Origin of the sequence: Aminobacter carboxidus, assembly GCF_014863355.1 — a bacterium.
GTDB lineage: Bacteria > Pseudomonadota > Alphaproteobacteria > Rhizobiales > Rhizobiaceae > Aminobacter > Aminobacter carboxidus.
Genome location: NZ_JACZEP010000011.1, coordinates 18,823 through 38,428, shown reverse-complemented (window position 1 = coordinate 38,428; position 19,606 = coordinate 18,823). Strand labels below are relative to the sequence as shown.

Sequence of the window (19,606 nt, the reverse complement as noted above, 5' to 3'; positions counted from 1 at the left end):
TTACCGAGGAGTCTCAAAATCGTCGCCTGAGAGGCGGCTTACGGTGCGAAAGTTGCTCGGCGAGGAGCCGGCGTGATCGTGGAAGAACCGCGAGAAGTGGGCCGGCACGGAAAAACCGAGCTGGTCGCCGATCGCCGCGAAGCTCTCCGTTCCGTCGGCAACGGCGGACACCGCCCGTTCCAGGCGCTGCACATTGAGAAAGACCCGAGGCGTCACACCCATCGAGGTCTCGAACAGCCGGAAGAAATGTGCCCGTGACAGGCCGATATCGGTCGCAAGAAGATCGAGATCGGCGATCTCGCCAGGTGCCGCCTTCATGCGCTCGACGGCCTTGCGGATACGAAAGTCGAGCAGTGGGCGTGCTGCGAGATCGCGAATCGAATGGGGCATGGCCCGCCAGTCGGCGAAGCGCTCGATGACGGCGACCATCAGCTCGCCGAGAAGCACCTCATGCACTTCGGCGCTGTTCGGGTCCTTCACCATGGCCTCCGCCAGCGTGCGTGTGCGCGAATGGATGTCGGGAGTGATCGAGCCAACATTCGAGGCGAAGAAGTCGGGGGCGTGGCTCGCCGCCCAATTCGGCCGGAAATGGCCGAGCCATTGCGGCTCGATATAGAGCGCGAGGATCACCGTCTTCGGTCGCGCCTGGTCATGCGCATAGGCATGCGGCTCCCAGGCGTTGATCAGAACGGCGCTTTCGTCCGTGAGAGGCGCGAGCCGGTCGCGCACCGAAAACTGCGTGTCTGCACCCTCGACCTTCAACAGCACATGGCAATGCGGATGCGCGTGTCGCACCAGGGGCCGATCCATATGCAGCAGCGCCACTCTCCCGAAGCGACCACGTGCGATGCGTAAGGCATTCGACATTGCTTAAATATTAGGTTGTTCCGCAGAAACTACAAGTTTGAAAGAGCTTGCCCGCTCAAGACGGGTGTTGATCGGAAGCCTTCAGGCCGACGAGCCTGAGCCTTCGGAGAACTTCCTGGGGTGCCGGCGCCCGCCACACGGTCTGGAAGCACTCCACTACATTGCTTGCGGTGACTGCAAGGCCGGGAAGCGCGACCCAGTCGGGGGCCGGCCTGCCGAGAAGCGCGGTTACGGTAATGGAGGCTGCGCTCTCACCCTGGCGGAACGGCTGCTGGGCGGCAATCGCGACGAGGGGATCGCTGGCAGCAAGCCCGATCGCCGCCGCATGGCCGAGATCTACGGTCGTCATTGGAATCTTGCGCCCGAGCGTTTTGAGAACGCCGGCGGCCATTATTGCCGGCGTGTCCCAGACGACAAAGAGGCCGGCGAGATCCGGATGGGCTTCGGCAAGCGTGCGCGTGGTTGCGGCAACTGCCGACAGGGCCGGAAACCGCTGGACTCGCAGCGTGACGTCCGGACGGTGGATCTGCATCCATTTCACGAAGGCGATTTCCCGCTCGTTGGTCGCGAAGAAATCAGCGTCGTAGCCGAGCACGCCGACCTCCGCGCCATCAGGCAGATGCGGCGACAAGCCTTCAGCCGCGATCTTGCCAAGGCCGAAATTATCTGCCGAGACGAGGGAGATGTAGTCCTTTCCTGGAAGAAGCCCGGTCGGTGCGTTGTCGAGCAGGATGAGCTTGATGCCCGTTGCAGACACGCGCGCATGCGCCGCTGCCACTTCCGAATTGGCGACGGGCAGGGATATGATGGCATCCGGTGTTTCTTCGATCAGCCGCCCGAGCGCCTCGATCTGGACCTCCGGCGTGAAGGCGCAGTCAATCACGTCAATGACAGCGACCCCGCAATTGCCGAGCATGCCGATGATGCCGGAAAGCTGCTGTTTGGCCCAGTCGCTCTCAAGCGTGTGCAGCACTACCGCGACCCGCAAGCCGCTGGCTCGCGCCCGCTCCATGTCCTCCGGCAGCAGCAGAACCCGCTCGGGCGCCGATGCCCGCTCCCCATGAGGGCCGAGACCCGCAATCGTCATTCAATCCTCCTCACATATCCGGCGGCCGGACCATATCCCCCTTGATGACCTTTCGCCGGGCAATTTCTTTTTTCATCTCCTGGAAAAGCGGATGCGCTCGAGGGTGCCCGGCCATGATCCAGTCTTTCAGCATCGGTGGTGCGAACAGCCCCTCGGACGCAACAATCGCAGCCCCCACAAGACCTGAAGAGCTGCCCATCTGGGAGCGGATAATCTGCATGTCGCGGCTGACAAGCGGATGGCAGGCACCGTAGATGGCCTCCCGCGCGGAGGCGAGAAGAATGTCATTCGTCTGCGCGATCGAGCCGGACAGCACGATGAGCGCGGGGTTCAGCATGTTGGCGAGCGTCGCGACCACCTGGCCGATCAGCCGGCCGCTCTGAGCCAGGATGTCGATGGCAGCGGCATCTCCCATCTGTGCGGCCTGGGCAACTTCCAGCGCCGTGATGTCGGCGCCGCGTCGAACGAGCTCGGCAAGTATCGGGCTGGTGCCGTTCTCTCCTGCAAGCCTCCCATCCTGGGCAATGTGGTCCGACCCCGCCATCGCCTCGAGAGTGCCCGTCCTGTCGCCGACAGTGACGGGAACAGAACCGATGAGGCCGACGGCCCCCTGTGCGCCGCGAAAGAGAACTCCGTCGCTTGCCAGCCCGGCCCCGATGCGTTTGCCGACCTTGACGAACATCATGGTGCGCTGATTGCGCCCGGCTCCGGCATGCAGTTCGCCCATCGTCATGGTCTCGACGCTGGAACGGAGCCAGACGGGTGCATCGAAGGCCGCAACGAGTGTTTCGACCAGCGGAAAACTCTCCCAGCCCGGCAGGACGCCGGGCGTGGCGCGTTGGAAAAGGTTCTCGGCACCATCAGAGACGGCGCCTGGAACCGAGATGGAGATGCCGTAGAGCTGGATGTCCGAATGCCGTTCCAGGATCCAGCGAAAAAGCGTGATCAGACGATCGGCGAGGGCGGACACCGGTTGGCTGAGTTCGGTCGATTCGTGATGCTCCATGAGCAGGGAGCCACCAAGATCGGCAATCCCGACGCCGAGCGCGGTTTGATCGAGCGTGGCAACGAGGATGCGGCCACGATCTGCGGCAAAACGCACCAGGCGCGGCGCCCGCCCACCGGATGCGGCCCCGAGTTCGCTTTCATCGACCAGGCCGAGTTCGCCAAGCGTACCCAAGCGGTCTGCAACGACCGCGCGGCCGAGTTCACTCTGGCGCTCGATTTCCTGGCGTGTGGTGGCCTGTTCTGTCCGCACCAGATTGAGAATTTCGACAAGGCTCGGCGCCGCGGTCTCGGTGACGCGCGGCCGGCCTTTGCGGCGGGGAGCGGCGTCATTCGCCGCAGTTGCCATCGTCGCCATGACTTCTTCCTTCCGGCGGATTCGCCCTCTCCATCCTTATTAAGGCTGAGGCTTCCGGCTGGCAACATCGATCTTTTGCATTAAATCAGCAAAAGTATGCATAGTTGTGCAGTTAAATAATTGACATACACTTTTTTTGGACGTAAGACAGCTCGCACATCAACACGGTCACTGGGAGGAGGCGCCGATGTCGAACTTCAAGCTCGCCTATCATGCGAACTGCTGGGGCAGTCTTGGCGGAGATGCGGTCGGCGTCACGTCGATCACCAATCTCGCCTACCGCACCTTTGGCGACATGCGCCGGGCCTTCGCGGATATCGCGTCGGCAGGTTATGAGGGCGTCGAGCTCTTCGACGGCAACCTTCTCGATTTCACCGTGAAGGAGATGCGGGCCCTGCTTGGCGACAACGGGCTGACGCTTGTGGCCACCTATGCCGGCGGCAATTTCATCTTCGACGATATCCTGCCGGAGGAGCTGGCCCGGGTGACCCGCGCAGCGGATCGCGCCGCCGAACTCGGCGCCCCGCACCTCGTTGTCGGTGGCGGCGCGAAGCGCTTCGACGGCATTCGGGAGGCCGACTATCACAAGCTCGCAGCCGCGCTCGACCGCGTGACGGAAATCGCCGAGGCGCGCGGCCTCACCGCCCACTACCACCCGCATCTTTCGACAATCGTTGAGGGGCCGGCCGAGGTTCGCAAGATCTTTGGGCTTACCGGCATTCATTTCTGCCCGGACACGGCCCATCTCGCCGCCGCCGGAGGGGATCCCGCCGCACTCATCCGCGAGCATGCGGCCCGCATTTCCTATGTCCATCTCAAGGGTTTCCAGAAGGAGCCCTTCGCCTTCACACCGATCGATCGCGGCGACGTGCCGACGGACGACATCATCGCAGCCCTTCGGGAGGTTGGCTTCGATGGCTGGGTCTGCACCGAGCTCGACTCGTGGTCTGACCCCCTCGAAGGTGCGAAGGCGAGCATGACCTATCTCAAATCGGCCTGATGGCCGCGACCGGGGCGAATGCCCCACTTTCGGGAGGAGAAAGTGATGATGAAGAGAAGAACCCTGTTAGGCACTGCCGCCGTGTTGGCGCTTGCCTGCACCTATGCAGCGCCGGCCTTCGCCGATCCTGACAGCGCCCTGGCCGCGCTCCAGCAGACGGTCCTGTCAAAGGGGCCGTCGGGCGAAGATCCCTCGCCAGCCGCCGACGTCACCCTGACCGACGAGGAACTGGCGAAGATCAAGGCCATGAATGCGACGGCCGCGATCGTCATGCACTACGGCGGCAACGACTGGTCCCGCGCCCAGATCAACGGTCTTCAGACCCAGTTCGCCGCGATGGGCATCAAGGTGCTTGCGGTGACCGATGCCGGCTTCAAGCCGGAAAAACAGGTCTCCGACCTTGAGACCATCATGGCGCAGAAGCCTGATATCATCGTCTCGATCCCGACAGATCCGACAGCGACGGCCGCGGCCTACAAGGCGGCCGCAGAGGCTGGCACAAAACTCGTCTTCATGGACAATGTGCCGACAGGCTTTGAAGCCGGCAAGGACTATGTGTCGGTCGTATCTGCCGACAACTATGGCAATGGAGTGGCCTCGGCGCATCTGATGGCGAAGGCGCTGAACGGGGAAGGTGATATCGGTCTCGTGTTCCATGCCGCTGACTTCTTCGTCACCAAGCAGCGTTATGATGCCTTCAAGGCGACGCTTGCCTCCGACTATCCCAATATCAAGATCGTGGCAGAGCAGGGCATCGGCGGACCCGATTTCTCGGGCGATGCGGAAAAAGCGGCATCTGCAATCCTCACCTCCAATCCGACCATCAAGGGTATCTGGGCAGTCTGGGACGTGCCGGCCGAAGGCGTGATGTCGGCAGCACGCGTCGCGGGCCGTGACGATCTCGTCATCACCACCATCGACCTCGGGGAAAACGTGGCGATCTCGATGGCCCAGGGCGGCTTCGTCAAGGGGCTCGGTGCGCAGCGGCCTTATGATGCCGGTGTCGTCGAAGCCAAGCTGGCCGGCTATGCGCTGCTCGGCAAGGACGCGCCGGCCTTTGTCGCATTGCCCGCCCTTCCGGTGACGCGCGACACGCTGCTGGACGGATGGAAGGCGGTCTATTCCACCGAGGCGACCGACAACATCAAGACGAGCCTCGGACAGTGATCCGCTGGATACGGGGTGCCTCTCGCGCCCCGTATCCGACACGATCCGGCTTTTGCCGGTAATCGAACTTGGCGCCCAAGGGGCGAGCGTTTTTCAGGAGAAAACCGATGACCAAAGTGATGAACGTCGCCATGATCGGTGGCGGCTTCATGGGCAAGGCGCATGCCATGGCCTATGCCTCCATGCCAATGTTCTTTTGGCCCGCACCGGCCATTCCCCACCGCAAGGTTGTCGTCGACGTGACCGACGGCATGGCCGAGGAGGCGCGCCTTCGCTACGGTTTCGACGAAGCGTCGTCTGACTGGCGCGCCGTCGTCAACCGGCCGGATATTGACGTCGTCGATATCTGCACGCCGAACAACGTGCATGCGGAGATCGCCATTGCAGCCGCCAAGGCCGGCAAGCACATCATTTGCGAAAAGCCGCTCGCTCGCACCGTTGAGGAAGCGAGGGCGATGCATGACGCGGTGAAAGCCGCCGGCGTCATTCACATGGTGGCCTTCAATTATCGCCGCACGCCGGCCGTGGCGCTCGCAAAGAAGTATATCGACGAGGGGCGCATCGGCCGGATCCTGAATTTCCGCGGCACCTATCTGCAGGACTGGTCGGCCGACCCGGATTCGCCCCTCTCCTGGCGCTTCCAGAAGAAAATCGCCGGCTCCGGCACGGTCGGTGACATCGCCACCCATGTCGTCGATCTCGCCCATTATCTCGTGGGCCCGATCGCCGAGGTGAACGCGATCACGACGACCTACAACAAGACCCGACCCCTGCAGCAGGGCGGCGTCGACAAGCTCGGTGCGGCGGAAAAGGCAACAGATGCCGAACGCGGCGAGGTGGATGTCGATGACGAGGTCATCTCGATGCTGAGATTCGAGGGCGGCGCAATCGGCAGCCTGGAAGCCACCCGCAACGCCTATGGCCGCAACAATTTCATCACCCTGGAAATCCATGGCACCAAAGGCTCGATCCACTTTAACTACGAACGCCGTGACGAGCTTCAGGTGATGTTTGCCGACGACCCGGCGGATGCGCGCGGCTTCCGCACCGTCTATACAGGTCCTGCCCATCCCTATGGCAACGGCTTGTGGCCGATTCCCGGCCTCGGTATCGGCTATTCGGAAACGAAGATCGTCGAATGCTATGATTTCTTCTCGGCCATCGCGAAGAACCGGCAGCCGAGCCCCAATTTCGAGGACGGCTTGTTGACGGAACTCGTCGCCGACGCCCTCATTCGCTCCGGTGAGACCGGGCTGTGGGAGAAGGTGGGATGACTGCCAACGTCGCTGCCGTCCGGATGACCGGCATATCAAAGACCTTTGGCGGCGTGCGTGCGCTGGACGACGTGTCCTTCGAGGTCATGCCCGGCGAGGTCCATGCGCTGCTGGGCGGCAACGGCGCCGGCAAGTCGACGATCCTCAAGGTGCTGAACGGAGTGCATCGTCCCGACAAGGGGACGATCGAGGTCGGCGGTGTGGCCCTGTCGAGCCATTCACCGGAGGCATCCCGGGCTGCCGGAATCGCCATGAACTACCAGGAAATGAGCCTCGTCCCGACGCTGACGGTGGCGCAGAACATCTTCCTGACGCGAGAGTACCGTGCCGGCACGGGGCTCATCGACGATCATGAGGCGGAAAAGCATGCGGCGGGCATATTCGCCATGCTCGACGTCTTTGTCGATCCGAAGGCCCTGGTTGGCGATCTCGGTGCTGGCCAGAAGCAACTGACGGAGATCGCCAAGGCCATATCGCAGGATGCGACCGTGCTGGTGTTGGACGAACCATCGACGGCGCTTGCCGTGTCCGATGTCGAGCGGCTCTTCGTCTTCCTGCGCAAGCTGAAGGCAAAGGGCGTGGCCATCATCTATGTCAGCCACCGCATGGACGAGATCGCCCGCATTGCTGACCGCGCGACGATCCTGCGCGATGGCCGGCATGTCATAACCGCACCGCTCAGTGAGTTGCCGATCGACACGATGATCGAGCACATCGTCGGCCGGCGCTCGAAGGGACTGTCGGACGTCGAGCGCGGCTTAGCCGTGAAGGGCGACGTGCTGCTGGAACTCGACAATGTCAGTGGCCGCCACAAGCCGGAGAACGTGTCCCTGACGCTGCATCGTGGCGAAGTGCTGGGGCTCGCGGGCCTGCTCGGATCGGGCCGCTCGTCGCTGGCGCGGGTCATGGCCGGGATCGACCCGGTGGCCAGGGGCGAAATCCGTATCCAGGGCCGCGCCGTCACAATCCGAAAGCCGGGCGATGCGATTGCCGCCGGTGTCGCCCTGGTGCCGGAAGCGCGCGCCACTCAGGGCATCATCCCCGACCATTCGGTCGCGTCCAACATGATCCTTGCCGTCATCGACAGGCTGTCCAAGGGTGGCCTTGTCGACACCAAGGTAGGCAACGACCTGACGGACGCACAGATCGAGCGCCTGCGCGTCAAGACGACGAGCCGTGACCATGCGGTCTCGACGCTTTCGGGCGGCAACCAGCAGAAGGTCGTCATCGGCAAGTGGCTTGCCACCGACCCCGACATCCTCATCCTCGACGAGCCGACCGCAGGCATCGATATCGGTTCCAAATCCGAAATTATCCGTTTGGTGCGGGAACTCGCCGCCGCCGGCAAAGGCATCATCATGATCTCGTCCGAGCTGTCCGAACTGCTGACCGCCTGTGATCGCATTCTCGTCATGGCTGACGGGCGCGTGCACCAGGATCTGCCGCGCGATGCGCTGGAAGATCCATCCGTGCCCGCCGATGACCTTGCCCATCGTCTCCAGGCCGCCGAACAGCGGCTTCAGATCGAAATCCAAAAGGCCCTTGCGGTTCAGGAGGTTTCCCATGGCTAACGCCTTCTTCGCCAACTGGCGCCAGAACATCATCTATATCGGCTTTGTCGTCATCTTTCTCGTCTTCGCGGTAACACTGGCAGACAAGGGGTTCCTCAACCCCAACAACCTGCTCAACATCGTGCGGCAGACCGCGATGATCGCGGTCATGGCGATCGCCATGACCTTCGTGCTCTCGGCGGGCGAGATCGATCTTTCGGTTGGGGCGGTCGCGGGTCTTGCCACGGTTACCGTCGCGATGGGCATTGCGGCAGGCGGGCCGATCGTAGGCGTCGGTGCAGGCATCGCCACGGGGCTTGCCGTCGGCATGTTCAATGGCTGGCTCACCACACGCATCGGTATTCCGTCCTTCCTCACCACGCTCGCCATGATGGGCATAGCCAAGGGCGTCGCCATGTGGATATCGGCGACGGCCGCTGTGCCTATCCTGTCGCCCGGCTATTCGTGGCTCTTTGGCGGCGGCAACCTTGGCCCTCTCCCTGTGCTGCTTCTGTGGATGGCAGTCCTCGGTGGTATCGGACATATCGTGTTGCGACGCTCGGGCTTTGGCCGACGCGTGCTGGCAACCGGCGGAGGCGAGACGGCCGCACGCTATTCCGGCATCGACACGAAGGCGATCAAGTTCAAGGTACTGGTCATTTCTTCACTCGCGGCAGCGCTCGCCGGGATGCTCTATGCGGGGCGTCTTCAATCCGGCCGCTTCCAGCTCGGGGAGGGGGATGAACTCTCGGTCATCGCTGCAGCGGTGCTTGGCGGCACCAGCCTCTTCGGCGGGAAGGGGACCGTCATAGGCACCATCGTTGGCGCCTTGATGATCGGCCTCATCAACAACGGCCTCATCCTAATGGGGCTCGAATTCAGCCAACAACTGATCGCCCGCGGTGGCATCATCATCCTGGCCGTCGCCCTTAGCCAGAAGCGGAGCTGAGGCCATGGTCGTCTCTCTCATCGCAACGCTGACGGCCCGCCCGGAAATGCGAGAGGAGCTTTTACGCCTTCTCACCGATCAGGTCGGGCCCACGCGCGCCGAACATGGCTGCATGGACTACAACCTGCATATCGATGCCAGCGATCCCTGCATCTTCGTTTTCTACGAGAACTGGATAGATGAGGATGCTTTTCAAGCACATCTTCAAATGCCGCATTTGCAGCCGTTGTTAAGTCAATCGGACACGTTGTTATCTAGGCCCATCGAGATACAGCGACTGCTCAGGTTGAGCGATCGACGCTGAACCTCGCGCATCTCGAAGTGCGAGATAGACTTGAACACATGGTATGGAGACCAGTGAGATGAAGACGATCAAGGGCCCAGCCCTGTTTCTCGCGCAGTTCGCCGGCGACGCGGTGCCGTACAATTCCTGGAAGTCCATTACCAAATGGGCAGCCGACATCGGCTACCAGGGCGTGCAGGTTCCCTCCTGGGATGCTCGGCTGATCGACCTCAAGAAGGCCGCGACCTCGAAGGACTACTGCGACGAATTCGCAGGCATCGCCCGGGAAAACGGCGTCGAGATCACCGAACTCTCCACGCATCTCCAGGGTCAGTTGGTGGCGGTCCATCCCGCTTATGACGAACCCTTCGACGGCTTCGCCGCACCGGAGGTGCGGGGCACTCCCAAGGCGCGCCAGGAATGGGCCGTCGAGCAGGTCAAGCTCTGCCTAACCGCTTCGAGAAATCTCGGCCTCGACGCGATGGCGACCTTCTCGGGCGCTCTCGCGTGGCCCTTCCTCTATCCCTGGCCGCAGCGCCCGGCCGGCTTGGTTGAAACCGCCTTCGACGAGCTGGCCCGCCGCTGGACGCCGATCCTGGATTTTGCCGATGAGCAGGGCGTCGATGTCTGCTACGAGATCCATCCCGGCGAAGACCTGCATGACGGGATCACTTTCGAGATGTTCCTGGAGCGTGTGAAGAACCATGCGCGCGCCAACATGCTCTACGATCCCTCGCATTACGTGCTGCAATGCCTGGACTATCTGGATAACATCGACATTTACAAAGAGCGCATTCGGATGTTCCACGTCAAGGACGCGGAGTTCAATCCGACCGGTCGCCAGGGTGTTTATGGCGGCTATCAGGGCTGGGTGAACCGCGCAGGCCGCTTCCGGTCGCTGGGCGATGGCCAGGTCGATTTCGGCGCTGTCTTCTCCAAGATGGCCGCCAATGATTTCGCCGGCTGGGCGGTAGTCGAATGGGAATGCGCGCTGAAGCATCCCGAAGACGGCGCCCGCGAAGGCGCGGAATTCGTCAAAGCCCATATCATCCGCGTCACCGAGAAGGCGTTCGACGATTTCGCCGGCGCCGGCACGGATGATGCCGCTAACCGCCGCATGCTGGGCATCTGAGGGGATAAGGCATGGCTATCGAAGGAAGTACGGAAAAGCGCAAAGCCCGCATTCGCTTGGGCATGGTCGGCGGCGGGTCGGGCGCCTTTATCGGCGCGGTGCATCGCATCGCCGCCCGCATCGACGATCATTACGAACTGGTGGCCGGGGCCCTGTCCTCGACGCCGGAAAAATCCCGCCAGTCGGGCGCCGAACTCGGCCTCGCATCGGACCGCATCTATGATGACTTCCGGTCGATGGCGATCCGCGAGGCCAAGATCAAGAAGGGCATCGAGGCCGTCTCAATCGTCACGCCCAATCACTTGCACTACCCGGCGGCCAAGGAATTCCTGCGCCGCGGCATTCATGTGATATGCGACAAGCCGCTCACCTCCAACCTCTCCGACGCCAAGAAGCTCCTGAAGGTCGCCCAGGAATCGGACGCGCTGTTCATCCTCACCCACAATTATACCGGCTACCCAATGATCCGGCATGCGCGGGAAATGGTGAAGTCGGGCGAACTGGGCGAGATCCGGCTGGTGCAGATGGAATATCCGCAGGACTGGCTGGCCGAGCCGATCGAAGAGTCCGGCCAGAAGCAGGCGGCCTGGCGCACGGATCCCAAGCAGTCCGGCGCGGGCGGCTCCACCGGCGATATCGGCACCCACGCCTATAATCTCGGCTGCTTCGTCTCGGGCCTCGAACTCGAAGAACTCGCCGCCGACGTCCACACTTTCGTGCCCGGCCGCGCGCTCGACGACAATGCCCATGTGATGATGCGCTTCAAGGGCGGCGCCAAGGGTATGCTCTGGTGCAGCCAGGTGGCGACAGGCAATGAAAATGCGCTAAAGGTCCGCGTCTACGGCACCAAGGCCGGCATCGAATGGTCGCAGCAGGACCCCAACTATCTCTGGGTCGCCGAACTCGGCAAGCCGAAGCAACTGATCACCCGCAACGGCGCCGGCGCCAATGCCGCCGCCGGCCGCGTCAGCCGCATTCCGGGCGGCCACCCGGAAGGCTATCTCGAAGGCTTCGCCACCATCTACACCGAAGCCGCCCGCGCCATTATCGCCAAGCGCAAGGGCGAGAAAGTGGAACCGGACGTGCTCTATCCGAGCGTCCAGGACGGCGTGAAGGGCGTGGCTTTCGTCGAGGCCTGCATAGACTCGTCCAAGCGCAATGGCGCCTGGGTCAAGGCTTGATTCGAGTAAACCCCAAAGTGTGAGACGTTTAGGGAGCTCGGCCCTAGACTCATATCGTCTTGATCCATATGCGAGAGCGATGTCATGCAAGTCGACGACGAGGGATTCCTACGCTTGTGTCGCATCAAAGCCGCGGCTACGGCAGGGGCGCATTCTCATTCAGGGCTCAAATTGAGTCTTTGCTACTGAGAGTTTAAAGTTCCATAATTAAATCTTACGCCGGACCACCGATCTGGACGCCAGTACTAGCAGTTTCAGCTATTTCGGGGGGGGCTGATGAATGGGGCGCAGGCTCGTGTCCGTTCAAGTGCGTTTGAAACTTTGCCTTCAACCCATCAGATCTTAAACAGCGCGGAGAGGTCACGCCGTCCGTCTACCACTCGGACGATCTCGACGGTATGAATGGGGCCGTCATCTGCGTCGGGCCTTGTCTCATAGAGGATAACATAGGGTGCTTTGACCAACATCCGAGCGGTTCGGAATACTTCAGGGTGGCGCTCGCCTATACCCGGGTGCTCGAGCAGCAATTCTGCCTTACGGCGAAGATTGGCGAAGTATCGCTCCGCGCTCCGCGGCTGCACTTTACCCATTTCGGTGTAGATGCTCTCTCCTCTAAGTGACGTTTTGGCGAACATCACTCTGGCACATTGCGATGCCGTCGGGAGGGAGCATCCACTCCATCAGCTCTCAGTGGAAATCAACAATTAGACAACCCCTCAGTTCACCTCCCGCCGGAAACCGGTTCTCTTCCGCTACCCCGCCTGAATGCTAGTCACTGTACGCTTCGATGCAGGTATGTTACGAAGTTTTCACACAGGCACGTCGGCAGTGGTTTCGCTCGGGGAGGAGTGGTTGCCGTCCGTGAAGGCAGACGAGCGGGGAGGATAATTGCAGATGCCGACTAACCCCCATACCAGCTACATCGCGCCAAACCCTGCGCGCGAAACCGGATTTCTCGGGTCGGCGAACAAAACTGGAGTCATGCTCGGCAGCAAATATGAACTGGGCGGCAGCAGGTTGATTGCCTCATCTGTTGACCGGGGGTGGGGTAGTTCGGTTACAGCGGAAGTTCGGCGGCACGAAGATCTCCACTGCACCGCCTTCGTACAGCAGGTGAACGAAGTCATCATAGCGCTTTCGGGCTTCGCCAAGATCAGAAGGCGGGCGGATGGACCGGAACAGAAGTTCCTTTCCCGGCCAGGATCCGCCTGCATCTGCCCGCGGGGTGTGGCAGTCAAATATCTCCATATCCACTCCGGCTCCTTGGAAATGCTCCATCTTTATCTGCCCCAGAACCTGTTCGGAAATCTGGAAAGTTCCGACAGCAGCTCGGTCGATTCCGCTCCTCGTTCGCTTCTTGTTCAAGACGAAGCGCCAGCATGGTTGCTTCCAGCCTAGGCAGAGCATTTCTACCGGTTGTGTTCAGTGCCGTTGATACCTATAGCTGGGTAAAACGGATGCTGGTGTGACATGGATCAAGACAAGTCGGTGCAAAAGCTGGTCCCGGCGGTCGAAAGGGCTGCCGAGATTTTGGATCTTGTGAGTTCCTCAAGGCGGTTCCTTACCGTTTCGGAGCTCTCCAGAGAGACGAACCTCCCCAAGAGCACCGTGCACGGCCTCTGTGGTACGATGGTACAGCTAGGTTTGCTTGTCCGGCGGGCAGACCAGACTTTCGTTGTCGGTCCTCATGTTCTGCGTTGGTCTAACGGTTTCGAGCGGCAGACGGATGTCGCCACTGAATTTGCCTTCCTTTGTGACGAGATCTCTATCCCGGAACACGCAGCAGCCTCTCTTTCGGTACCAGAAAATGCCGATATGGTCTTTATCGCCGCCCGACAGGCCGTCGCAGTCGGCAGCTTTGGCGTGATCTCAATTAAAACAGCGAAGCGCCCGATGGGTTGCACCGGGTACTTCTTTCTCAAAGCAACTCAAGATTACTTGGCAGCGAGGATGTCGAAATTGCGGACGTTTGCCACCACACCGTCGTCCCATCCGCCTGAGACCAACTCTGAAGCCTTTGCATTCAGGAGTCCGGCGACCTGTCCGGCAAAGTGCGCTTCGCGGCCAGAGTTGTCGGCAAAGATGTCGAAGATGGCAAAGTTGCTCTCGTCAATCTGCAGCGCCGCCCAGAACAATGTCTTGGGTTCGGTATCTGCGACGATGGGGCCGGCGGCGGTCAGCAAGGCTGCCAATTCGGGGCCTTTACCTGGAGCGGCTTCGAGCTTGATGTAAGTTGCGGTCGTTGCCGTGTAGAGATCAACCGGCGCCTTTGCCGACAGGACATCGGAGTTGTTGATATTCGCGACAACACCGTCGTCCCATCCTCCGTCGACCAACGCGTCGGCGTTTTGGTTCAGAGCCGCAGCAACCGCTCCTGAGAAGTGAGCGTCGCGTGCTTCTTCATCTGCGAAGATGTCAAAGATTGCGAGCGTATCGTCGGCTTGCAAAGCAAACCAAAGTACAGTGCCCGGCTCTGTTTCCCCCACGATGGGCGCGGCGCTAGTCAGAAACTCCGCGAAGGCTCCGGTCTGGCCTTCGGCGGCGGGCATGGTGATGTAGCTGGCAGCATGATTTTCCATTGGGCTGTCCTGTGCAGTTGAAGAAGTTGTGATTAGAGCCAGTGCGCCGAGTGCCTGAAGAATTCGCGTTTTCATGGTCGGCGTCTGCTTTGAAGTGCATCGTGCTTGTTCTCGATGCACTCTTGTCCCATGCCGGATACATCACATTCCAATTCCGAAATTCTATTCTTCGATAGACATGGACTATCGAAGTTGGTATGAGGTAGTGCCGGAGATGTGACGGAGAATGCGGCAATGGAAATGAACCAGATCAGGTATTTTCTTGCTGTCTGCGAGCACCGAAACTTCACCCACGCAGCCAGTGCTTCCAATGTCTCCCAGCCTTCCTTAACGACGGCGATCAAGAAACTTGAAGGCGAACTTGGAGGTGAGCTGTTTGTCAGAGACCGTGCGGGCTGCAGGCTGACGGCCCTCGGAAAACTCATGCGGCCGAGGCTCCAGAAGATATACGACGAGACGCGACGGGCGAAGGCCGAGGCGGTCCGTCATATGCGTTTGGAGCGGGTGCCACTCTCTGTCGGTGTCGGCGAAACGATTGGCCACAGCAGAATTTCGGCAGCTATGGAGCGTATGCGCAAGCGAGTGCCGCAAGCCGAAATCGAATTGATCGTTGCGTCATCCTCCGGGCTTCTTGCCGCGTTGCGAGATGGTGACCTTGACGTTGTCGTCACCTCGGACAAGGTCAGTGAAGACCTCTATCGTATAGATCATCTCTATGAAGAGGACTATAGGGTCGTCGTGTCAAAGTCGCATCCGTTGTCTGAACTAAAGACGATTTCTCTTTCGACACTTGCTGAAACTGACATGCTTGACCGACTGAATTGCGAAATGCGGGATACTTTGCATGGAGCCTGCGCGGATCATGGTCACGAACTTTACGCGGCCTATCGGTCAAATCGCGTGGATTGGTTAGTCGATCTTGCCCGGCAGGGATCGGGTGCGGTGATCCTGCCAGTCACAGCTATTCCTTCAGACATCGGCTTGGTGTCGAAACCCATCGATGGCCTTGAAATATCTAGAACTGTTTGGGCCCTTCGATATCGGCACCAAGCGACGAGAGCAGAAACAAACGATCTGATCCGCGAGATGATGCGAACGCAAGCGTAGTGAGTTCGGCAATCGACAGTCGCCCATCGTGTATCATTCTGCACTTAGGGCTCAGACTAGCACTACTTTGGCAGATTCGGGCAAGGCTAGTTTGAGATGATCCAAGCTCTCTTTCAGCGAGGGCGCGACATGACAGATTGGGAGACAGAGCTTTCAGAGTTTTTGCGGCCATTTTTGGAGAAGCTTGGACACAAGAAGCGACGGCAGATGTGCCCGCTTTATGTATCGGGGCTCATCGGTCCCGGTGACCGCAAGAGCATCGAGCCAATGGCGGAACGGTTCGCTCCAGGCCAGTACGACCGCCTCCACCACTTTATTTCCGATGGCGTTTGGGATGCAGCGCCTCTTGAGACCGAGCTTGCCCTGCAGGCTGACAGGATTGTTGGTGCATCCGATGCGTTTTTGGTGGTCGATGATACCGGCCTTCCGAAGAAGGGCGATCACTCGGTCGGGGTCGCGCCGCAATACGCCTCGACGCTGGGCAAGAGAGCAAATTGCCAGACGCTGGTGTCGGTGACGCTTGCGCGAGACGAGGTTCCTGTTCCGGTTGGCTTGCGTCTGTTCCTACCAGAGAGCTGGATCGGCGATCAGGAGCGCATGGCCAAGGCTGGGGTTCCGGACGGCATGCGGATATCTCGCACGAAGCCGGAGATTGCCCTTGCCGAGATCGATCGGTTGATCGTGACTGGTGTCCGGTTTGGCACAGTGCTGGCTGACGCAGGTTACGGCCTGTCAGCCGCTTTCCGGCAGGGGCTAAGTGGACGTGGCCTCACCTGGGCGGTCGGTATCCCTAAGCATCAGAAGGTCTATCCCGATGATGTCGGATTGATCTTTCCCGTCTCTGGTCATGGTCGTCCCCGCAAGCATTCGATCCCCAACACCCTGTCGGTTGCCGCCGAAACGATGTTGGCACCTGCGAGCTGGAATAAGGTCAGTTGGCGCCGCGGCACAAAAGGACGTCTGACCGCACGCTTCGCCGCACTGCGCATCCGGATCGCCGACGGCACGCCGCAACGCATTCTTGATAAGGGACAGCAGCACATGCCGGGCGAGGAAGCTTGGCTGGTCGGCGAATGGCGATCAAATGACGAGCGCAAATACTACCTGTCCAACTTGCCGGCCGATGCGACATTGAAAGTGCTAGCGGCCGCCATCAAGGCGCGATGGGTCTGCGAGCAGGCACATCAGCAGATGAAAGAGGAACTTGGCCTCGATCACTTCGAAGGCCGATCGTGGCAAGGACTGCACCGGCATGCTCTGATGACGATGATCGCCTAGACGAGCATCCACCAGCAGCCGTGCTCGCCTACGTGGCCGAGCAATTGGGCATAGACCCCCGGGAATTTGCCCTTTATTCGCGACGATCTCAGACCCGCTTCGAACACAGCCGCCATCTGGCGGAATATCTCGGTATGAGGGCTGCAACCCGCGAGGACCGCCGCGCCGCCCTCCTTGCTGCGATCGAAGCCGCCATGGTGGCGGATAAGGGCTTGCCGATCGCAACCGCTGTCACAAATGAATTCCGCAAGCGCAACGCGCTGCTGCCATCAGTTCACGCGATCGAAAAAATCGGACTGGCAGGACGCGCCATCGCCAGGCGGCAGGCGGAAACAGCCTTGCTTGCGGGATTTTCGGTCGACCAACTTGAGACATTCGATCGCCTCCTGAAAGTTGATCCGGTCATCGGTCAAACCCGGTTCAACTGGCTGCGATCGGCACCGGAGGCTCCAGGCGCCGACAACCTGTTGGGCCTGATGGACCGTCTGGAATTCCTGCGTACCCTGGCGGTAGATCCCCGCTTGCAAGGCCGCATCCACGCTGAGCGCTGGAACCAGTTGGTGCGAGAGGGCGATGCGACGCCTGCCTGGCTGGCGGCGGACTTCAATGCGGGCCGGCGCAGAGCCACGATCGTCGCGCAACTTGTCAAGCTGGGCCACGAGCTCACCGACGCCGCGGTCACAATGTTCAGCAAGCTGATCGGCCGCCTCTTTTCGCAGGCCAACAATCAGAAAAAGCAGCGTCATGGCGAAGCCCGCCGTGATACCGCCAAGGCGCTTCGGCTTTTCCGCGACACGTTGCGTGCCCTGGTCGCTGCCAATGAAACCGGAAAGGATGCGATTGACGTCCTCGATCGGGAAGTCGGCTGGTACAAGCTGTTGCAGGCAAAGCCGATGATCGAAGCCATGGTCAAGGATGCCGATCCCGATCCACTGATCCTGGCCGCCGAGCGCTATGCCAATGTGCGCAAATACGCTGCCCATTTCCTGCGAACCTTCAGTTTCCGCTCATCACGACGGCACGATCCATTGCTTGCCGCAATCGAGTTGTTGAAATCGCTGAATGAAGACGGTCGGCGCGTGCTTCCTGATCGCGTGCCGGTCGCTCACCTCGGCGAGCAGACCCGCAAACTGATCTTCAGTGAAGGCAGGCCCGACCGGCGCCTCTATGAAATCGCCACGCTGGCTGTTCTGCGCGATCGCTTGCGCTCCGGCGACATCTGGGTCGAGGGCAGTCGTGCATTCCGCCCGATCGACGCGCATCTGATGCCTCAGCCAGAGTTCGTTGCCCTGAAGGGTGCGGACGGGCTCGATCTCGGCGTGCAGAATGACGGCGCCACCTACCTTGCCGAAATCCGGCAATTCCTCGACTTCAATCTCAAACGGCTGGCGTACCGTGCCCGCAACGGAAAACTGGAGGGCGTGCGGCTGGTCGCCGGAAAGCTCATTGTGGCGCCGCTTTTAAGCGGCGTGCCCGCGGAAGCCGAGGAGTTGAATTGGGAATTGAACAGCATGTATCCGCTGGTCGAAGTCCCCGACCTTCTGACCGACATGCATGCATGGAGCGGCTTTGCGGATCACTTTACCCATGTTCGCACGACCGAGCCGCCGCGCAATATTCCTGCGATGCTTGCCGGCGTTCTCGCGGATGCCACCAATCTCGGCCCTAAGCGCATGGCCACCGCCTCCAAGGGTATCACCCCTCACCAGATCAGCTGGATGCGTATTTTTCACGCACGGCCGGAGACCTACCGGGCGGCGCAGGCCTGCATCACTAATGCCCATGCCCTTCACTCCTACGCCCGCCTGTGGGGCGACGGAACCACGGCATCAGCCGATGGGCAGTTCTTCCGAGCAAGCGACCGTGCAGCCAAGCTCGGCGACGTAAATCTGCATTACGGCAGCGAACCGGGCTCCAAATTCTACAGCCATCTCTCGGATCAGTACGGGTATTTCAGCATCCTGCCTATCAGCCCGACCGAGAGCGAGGCGGCCTATGTGCTCGACGGATTGTTCGATCATGACAGCATCCTCGACATCGAGGAGCTCTTTACGGACACTGGCGGCGCCAGTGATCACGTCTTTGCCCTGTTCGCTCTGATCGGAAGACGGTTTGCGCCGCGGCTGCGCAATCTCAAGGACCGCAAGTTCCACACCTTCGAGAAGGCCGATGTCTACCCTGTCCTCAAGGAGCACGTCGGGGTCCCAATCAACACCGGCCTTATTCTCGAATACTGGGATGAGATGCTACGCTTGGCGGCTTCTATCAAAGCCAAGACCGTCGCTCCTTCAACCATCCTCAAGAGGCTGGCCGCGTCACCGAATCCGAGCCAACTTGCCAAGGCATTGCGGGAACTCGGCCGTCTCGAGCGCACGCTGTTTATGATCGAATGGTATTCGAGCCCGGCCTTGCGCCGCCGATGCCAGGCCGGGCTCAACAAGGGCGAGGCCGCGCACAAGCTCAAGCGCGCCGTCTTCTTCCACGAACGCGGCGAGATCCGCGACCGCTCCTTTGACAGCCAGGCCTTCCGCGCGTCCGGCCTCAACCTGGTGGTCAGTGCGATCGTCCATTGGAACACGGTGTACCTCAGCCGCGCCGTCGAACATCTCCGCCAACGGGGACGAACTATCCCAGACAATGTGCTGAAACACGTCTCGCCTCTTGGTTGGGAGCATATCAACCTCACCGGCATCTATTCCTGGGGCGAACCTCGCGATCTCGTCGATGGATATATGCCGCTACGCCTGCCGAGGGGGTTTGCACGAGCGGCATAAGGCTGGACGTGTCGA

The 19,606-nt window shown here is 60.7% G+C and carries 15 protein-coding genes and 3 pseudogenes; 13 read left to right on the top strand and 5 right to left on the bottom strand.

Going from position 1 to position 19,606, the window contains the following annotated elements; all coding sequences use genetic code 11:
- The 3 genes from IHE39_RS24725 to IHE39_RS24715 are packed head-to-tail and all read right to left on the bottom strand — an operon-like array spanning position 1 to position 3,317.
- Positions 1–867 (bottom strand): helix-turn-helix transcriptional regulator, encoded by an 867-nt coding sequence (locus IHE39_RS24725; RefSeq protein WP_192568330.1) that lies wholly within the window; start codon positions 865–867, stop codon positions 1–3.
- 55 nt (positions 868–922) lie between these two features.
- On the bottom strand, positions 923–1,954 hold the full coding sequence (locus IHE39_RS24720) for a substrate-binding domain-containing protein (RefSeq protein ID WP_192568329.1): 1,032 nt from the start codon (positions 1,952–1,954) through the stop codon (positions 923–925).
- A 10-nt stretch (positions 1,955–1,964) separates the two neighbouring features.
- Entirely contained in the window at positions 1,965–3,317 is a 1,353-nt protein-coding gene (locus IHE39_RS24715; protein ID WP_192568328.1) for an ROK family protein, read from the bottom strand.
- A gap of 187 nt (positions 3,318–3,504) precedes the next feature.
- On the opposite strand from IHE39_RS24715, the gene IHE39_RS24710 reads away from it, so the two are divergent.
- The 8 genes from IHE39_RS24710 (at position 3,505) to IHE39_RS24675 (ending at position 11,853) form a co-directional block, all read left to right on the top strand.
- Complete coding sequence (locus IHE39_RS24710) at positions 3,505–4,317, top strand: sugar phosphate isomerase/epimerase family protein (RefSeq protein ID WP_192568327.1); 813 nt, start codon at positions 3,505–3,507, stop codon at positions 4,315–4,317.
- Positions 4,318–4,362: 45 nt separating this feature from the next.
- Positions 4,363–5,484, top strand: a complete 1,122-nt coding sequence (locus IHE39_RS24705) for a substrate-binding domain-containing protein (protein ID WP_192568326.1) — start codon at positions 4,363–4,365, stop codon at positions 5,482–5,484.
- A 107-nt stretch (positions 5,485–5,591) separates the two neighbouring features.
- The gene (locus tag IHE39_RS24700) at positions 5,592–6,758 is read left to right on the top strand and encodes a levoglucosan dehydrogenase (RefSeq protein ID WP_192568325.1); all 1,167 of its coding nucleotides are present in this window, start codon (positions 5,592–5,594) and stop codon (positions 6,756–6,758) included.
- Positions 6,755–8,329, top strand: a complete 1,575-nt coding sequence (locus IHE39_RS24695) for a sugar ABC transporter ATP-binding protein (RefSeq protein WP_192568324.1) — start codon at positions 6,755–6,757, stop codon at positions 8,327–8,329. Before IHE39_RS24700 ends, IHE39_RS24695 begins: the two co-directional genes overlap by 4 nt.
- Complete coding sequence (locus IHE39_RS24690; RefSeq protein ID WP_192568323.1) at positions 8,322–9,257, top strand: ABC transporter permease; 936 nt, start codon at positions 8,322–8,324, stop codon at positions 9,255–9,257. Before IHE39_RS24695 ends, IHE39_RS24690 begins: the two co-directional genes overlap by 8 nt.
- 4 nt (positions 9,258–9,261) lie before the next feature.
- Positions 9,262–9,561, top strand: a complete 300-nt coding sequence (locus IHE39_RS24685; protein WP_133036892.1) for a putative quinol monooxygenase — start codon at positions 9,262–9,264, stop codon at positions 9,559–9,561.
- 58 nt (positions 9,562–9,619) lie between these two features.
- Positions 9,620–10,672: a sugar phosphate isomerase/epimerase family protein gene (locus tag IHE39_RS24680; protein ID WP_192568322.1), complete on the top strand. Its 1,053-nt coding sequence runs from the start codon at positions 9,620–9,622 to the stop codon at positions 10,670–10,672.
- A gap of 11 nt (positions 10,673–10,683) precedes the next feature.
- Positions 10,684–11,853, top strand: a complete 1,170-nt coding sequence (locus tag IHE39_RS24675; protein WP_192568321.1) for a Gfo/Idh/MocA family protein — start codon at positions 10,684–10,686, stop codon at positions 11,851–11,853.
- A 335-nt stretch (positions 11,854–12,188) separates the two neighbouring features.
- Here IHE39_RS24675 and IHE39_RS24670 read toward each other — a convergent pair whose 3' ends face one another.
- Positions 12,189–12,443 (bottom strand): type II toxin-antitoxin system RelE/ParE family toxin, encoded by a 255-nt coding sequence (locus tag IHE39_RS24670; protein WP_246485632.1) that lies wholly within the window; start codon positions 12,441–12,443, stop codon positions 12,189–12,191.
- 304 nt (positions 12,444–12,747) lie between these two features.
- On the opposite strand from IHE39_RS24670, the gene IHE39_RS24665 reads away from it, so the two are divergent.
- Both IHE39_RS24665 and IHE39_RS31165 read left to right on the top strand, forming a co-directional pair.
- Entirely contained in the window at positions 12,748–13,251 is a 504-nt protein-coding gene (locus IHE39_RS24665; RefSeq protein ID WP_192568319.1) for a hypothetical protein, read from the top strand.
- Between the two features lie 72 nt (positions 13,252–13,323).
- A pseudogene (locus tag IHE39_RS31165) lies at positions 13,324–13,509 on the top strand (helix-turn-helix domain-containing protein); the annotation flags it as partial.
- 278 nt (positions 13,510–13,787) lie between these two features.
- Here IHE39_RS31165 and IHE39_RS24660 read toward each other — a convergent pair.
- Positions 13,788–14,507: a hypothetical protein gene (locus IHE39_RS24660; protein ID WP_192568318.1), complete on the bottom strand. Its 720-nt coding sequence runs from the start codon at positions 14,505–14,507 to the stop codon at positions 13,788–13,790.
- A gap of 159 nt (positions 14,508–14,666) precedes the next feature.
- Between IHE39_RS24660 and IHE39_RS24655 the strand changes: the two genes are divergently transcribed.
- The 3 genes and pseudogenes from IHE39_RS24655 to IHE39_RS24645 form a co-directional block, all read left to right on the top strand.
- Entirely contained in the window at positions 14,667–15,539 is an 873-nt protein-coding gene (locus IHE39_RS24655) for a LysR family transcriptional regulator (protein ID WP_192568317.1), read from the top strand.
- 129 nt (positions 15,540–15,668) lie between these two features.
- Positions 15,669–16,814: pseudogene (locus IHE39_RS24650) on the top strand (IS701 family transposase); the annotation flags it as partial.
- A gap of 2 nt (positions 16,815–16,816) precedes the next feature.
- Positions 16,817–19,591: pseudogene (locus tag IHE39_RS24645) on the top strand (Tn3 family transposase); the annotation flags it as partial.
- Positions 19,592–19,606: the final 15 nt, after the last annotated feature.

Bases quoted from the DNA above. Each gene is read 5' to 3' on its own strand.
- IHE39_RS24725 (WP_192568330.1), bottom strand. From the start codon at position 867: ATGTCGAATGCCTTACGCATCGCACGTGGTCGCTTCGGGAGAGTGGCG.
- IHE39_RS24720 (WP_192568329.1), bottom strand. From the start codon at position 1,954: ATGACGATTGCGGGTCTCGGCCCTCATGGGGAGCGGGCATCGGCGCCC.
- IHE39_RS24715 (WP_192568328.1), bottom strand. From the start codon at position 3,317: ATGGCGACGATGGCAACTGCGGCGAATGACGCCGCTCCCCGCCGCAAA.
- IHE39_RS24710 (WP_192568327.1), top strand. From the start codon at position 3,505: ATGTCGAACTTCAAGCTCGCCTATCATGCGAACTGCTGGGGCAGTCTT.
- IHE39_RS24705 (WP_192568326.1), top strand. From the start codon at position 4,363: ATGATGAAGAGAAGAACCCTGTTAGGCACTGCCGCCGTGTTGGCGCTT.
- IHE39_RS24700 (WP_192568325.1), top strand. From the start codon at position 5,592: ATGACCAAAGTGATGAACGTCGCCATGATCGGTGGCGGCTTCATGGGC.
- IHE39_RS24695 (WP_192568324.1), top strand. From the start codon at position 6,755: ATGACTGCCAACGTCGCTGCCGTCCGGATGACCGGCATATCAAAGACC.
- IHE39_RS24690 (WP_192568323.1), top strand. From the start codon at position 8,322: ATGGCTAACGCCTTCTTCGCCAACTGGCGCCAGAACATCATCTATATC.
- IHE39_RS24685 (WP_133036892.1), top strand. From the start codon at position 9,262: ATGGTCGTCTCTCTCATCGCAACGCTGACGGCCCGCCCGGAAATGCGA.
- IHE39_RS24680 (WP_192568322.1), top strand. From the start codon at position 9,620: ATGAAGACGATCAAGGGCCCAGCCCTGTTTCTCGCGCAGTTCGCCGGC.
- IHE39_RS24675 (WP_192568321.1), top strand. From the start codon at position 10,684: ATGGCTATCGAAGGAAGTACGGAAAAGCGCAAAGCCCGCATTCGCTTG.
- IHE39_RS24670 (WP_246485632.1), bottom strand. From the start codon at position 12,443: ATGGGTAAAGTGCAGCCGCGGAGCGCGGAGCGATACTTCGCCAATCTT.
- IHE39_RS24665 (WP_192568319.1), top strand. From the start codon at position 12,748: ATGCCGACTAACCCCCATACCAGCTACATCGCGCCAAACCCTGCGCGC.
- IHE39_RS24660 (WP_192568318.1), bottom strand. From the start codon at position 14,507: ATGAAAACGCGAATTCTTCAGGCACTCGGCGCACTGGCTCTAATCACA.
- IHE39_RS24655 (WP_192568317.1), top strand. From the start codon at position 14,667: ATGGAAATGAACCAGATCAGGTATTTTCTTGCTGTCTGCGAGCACCGA.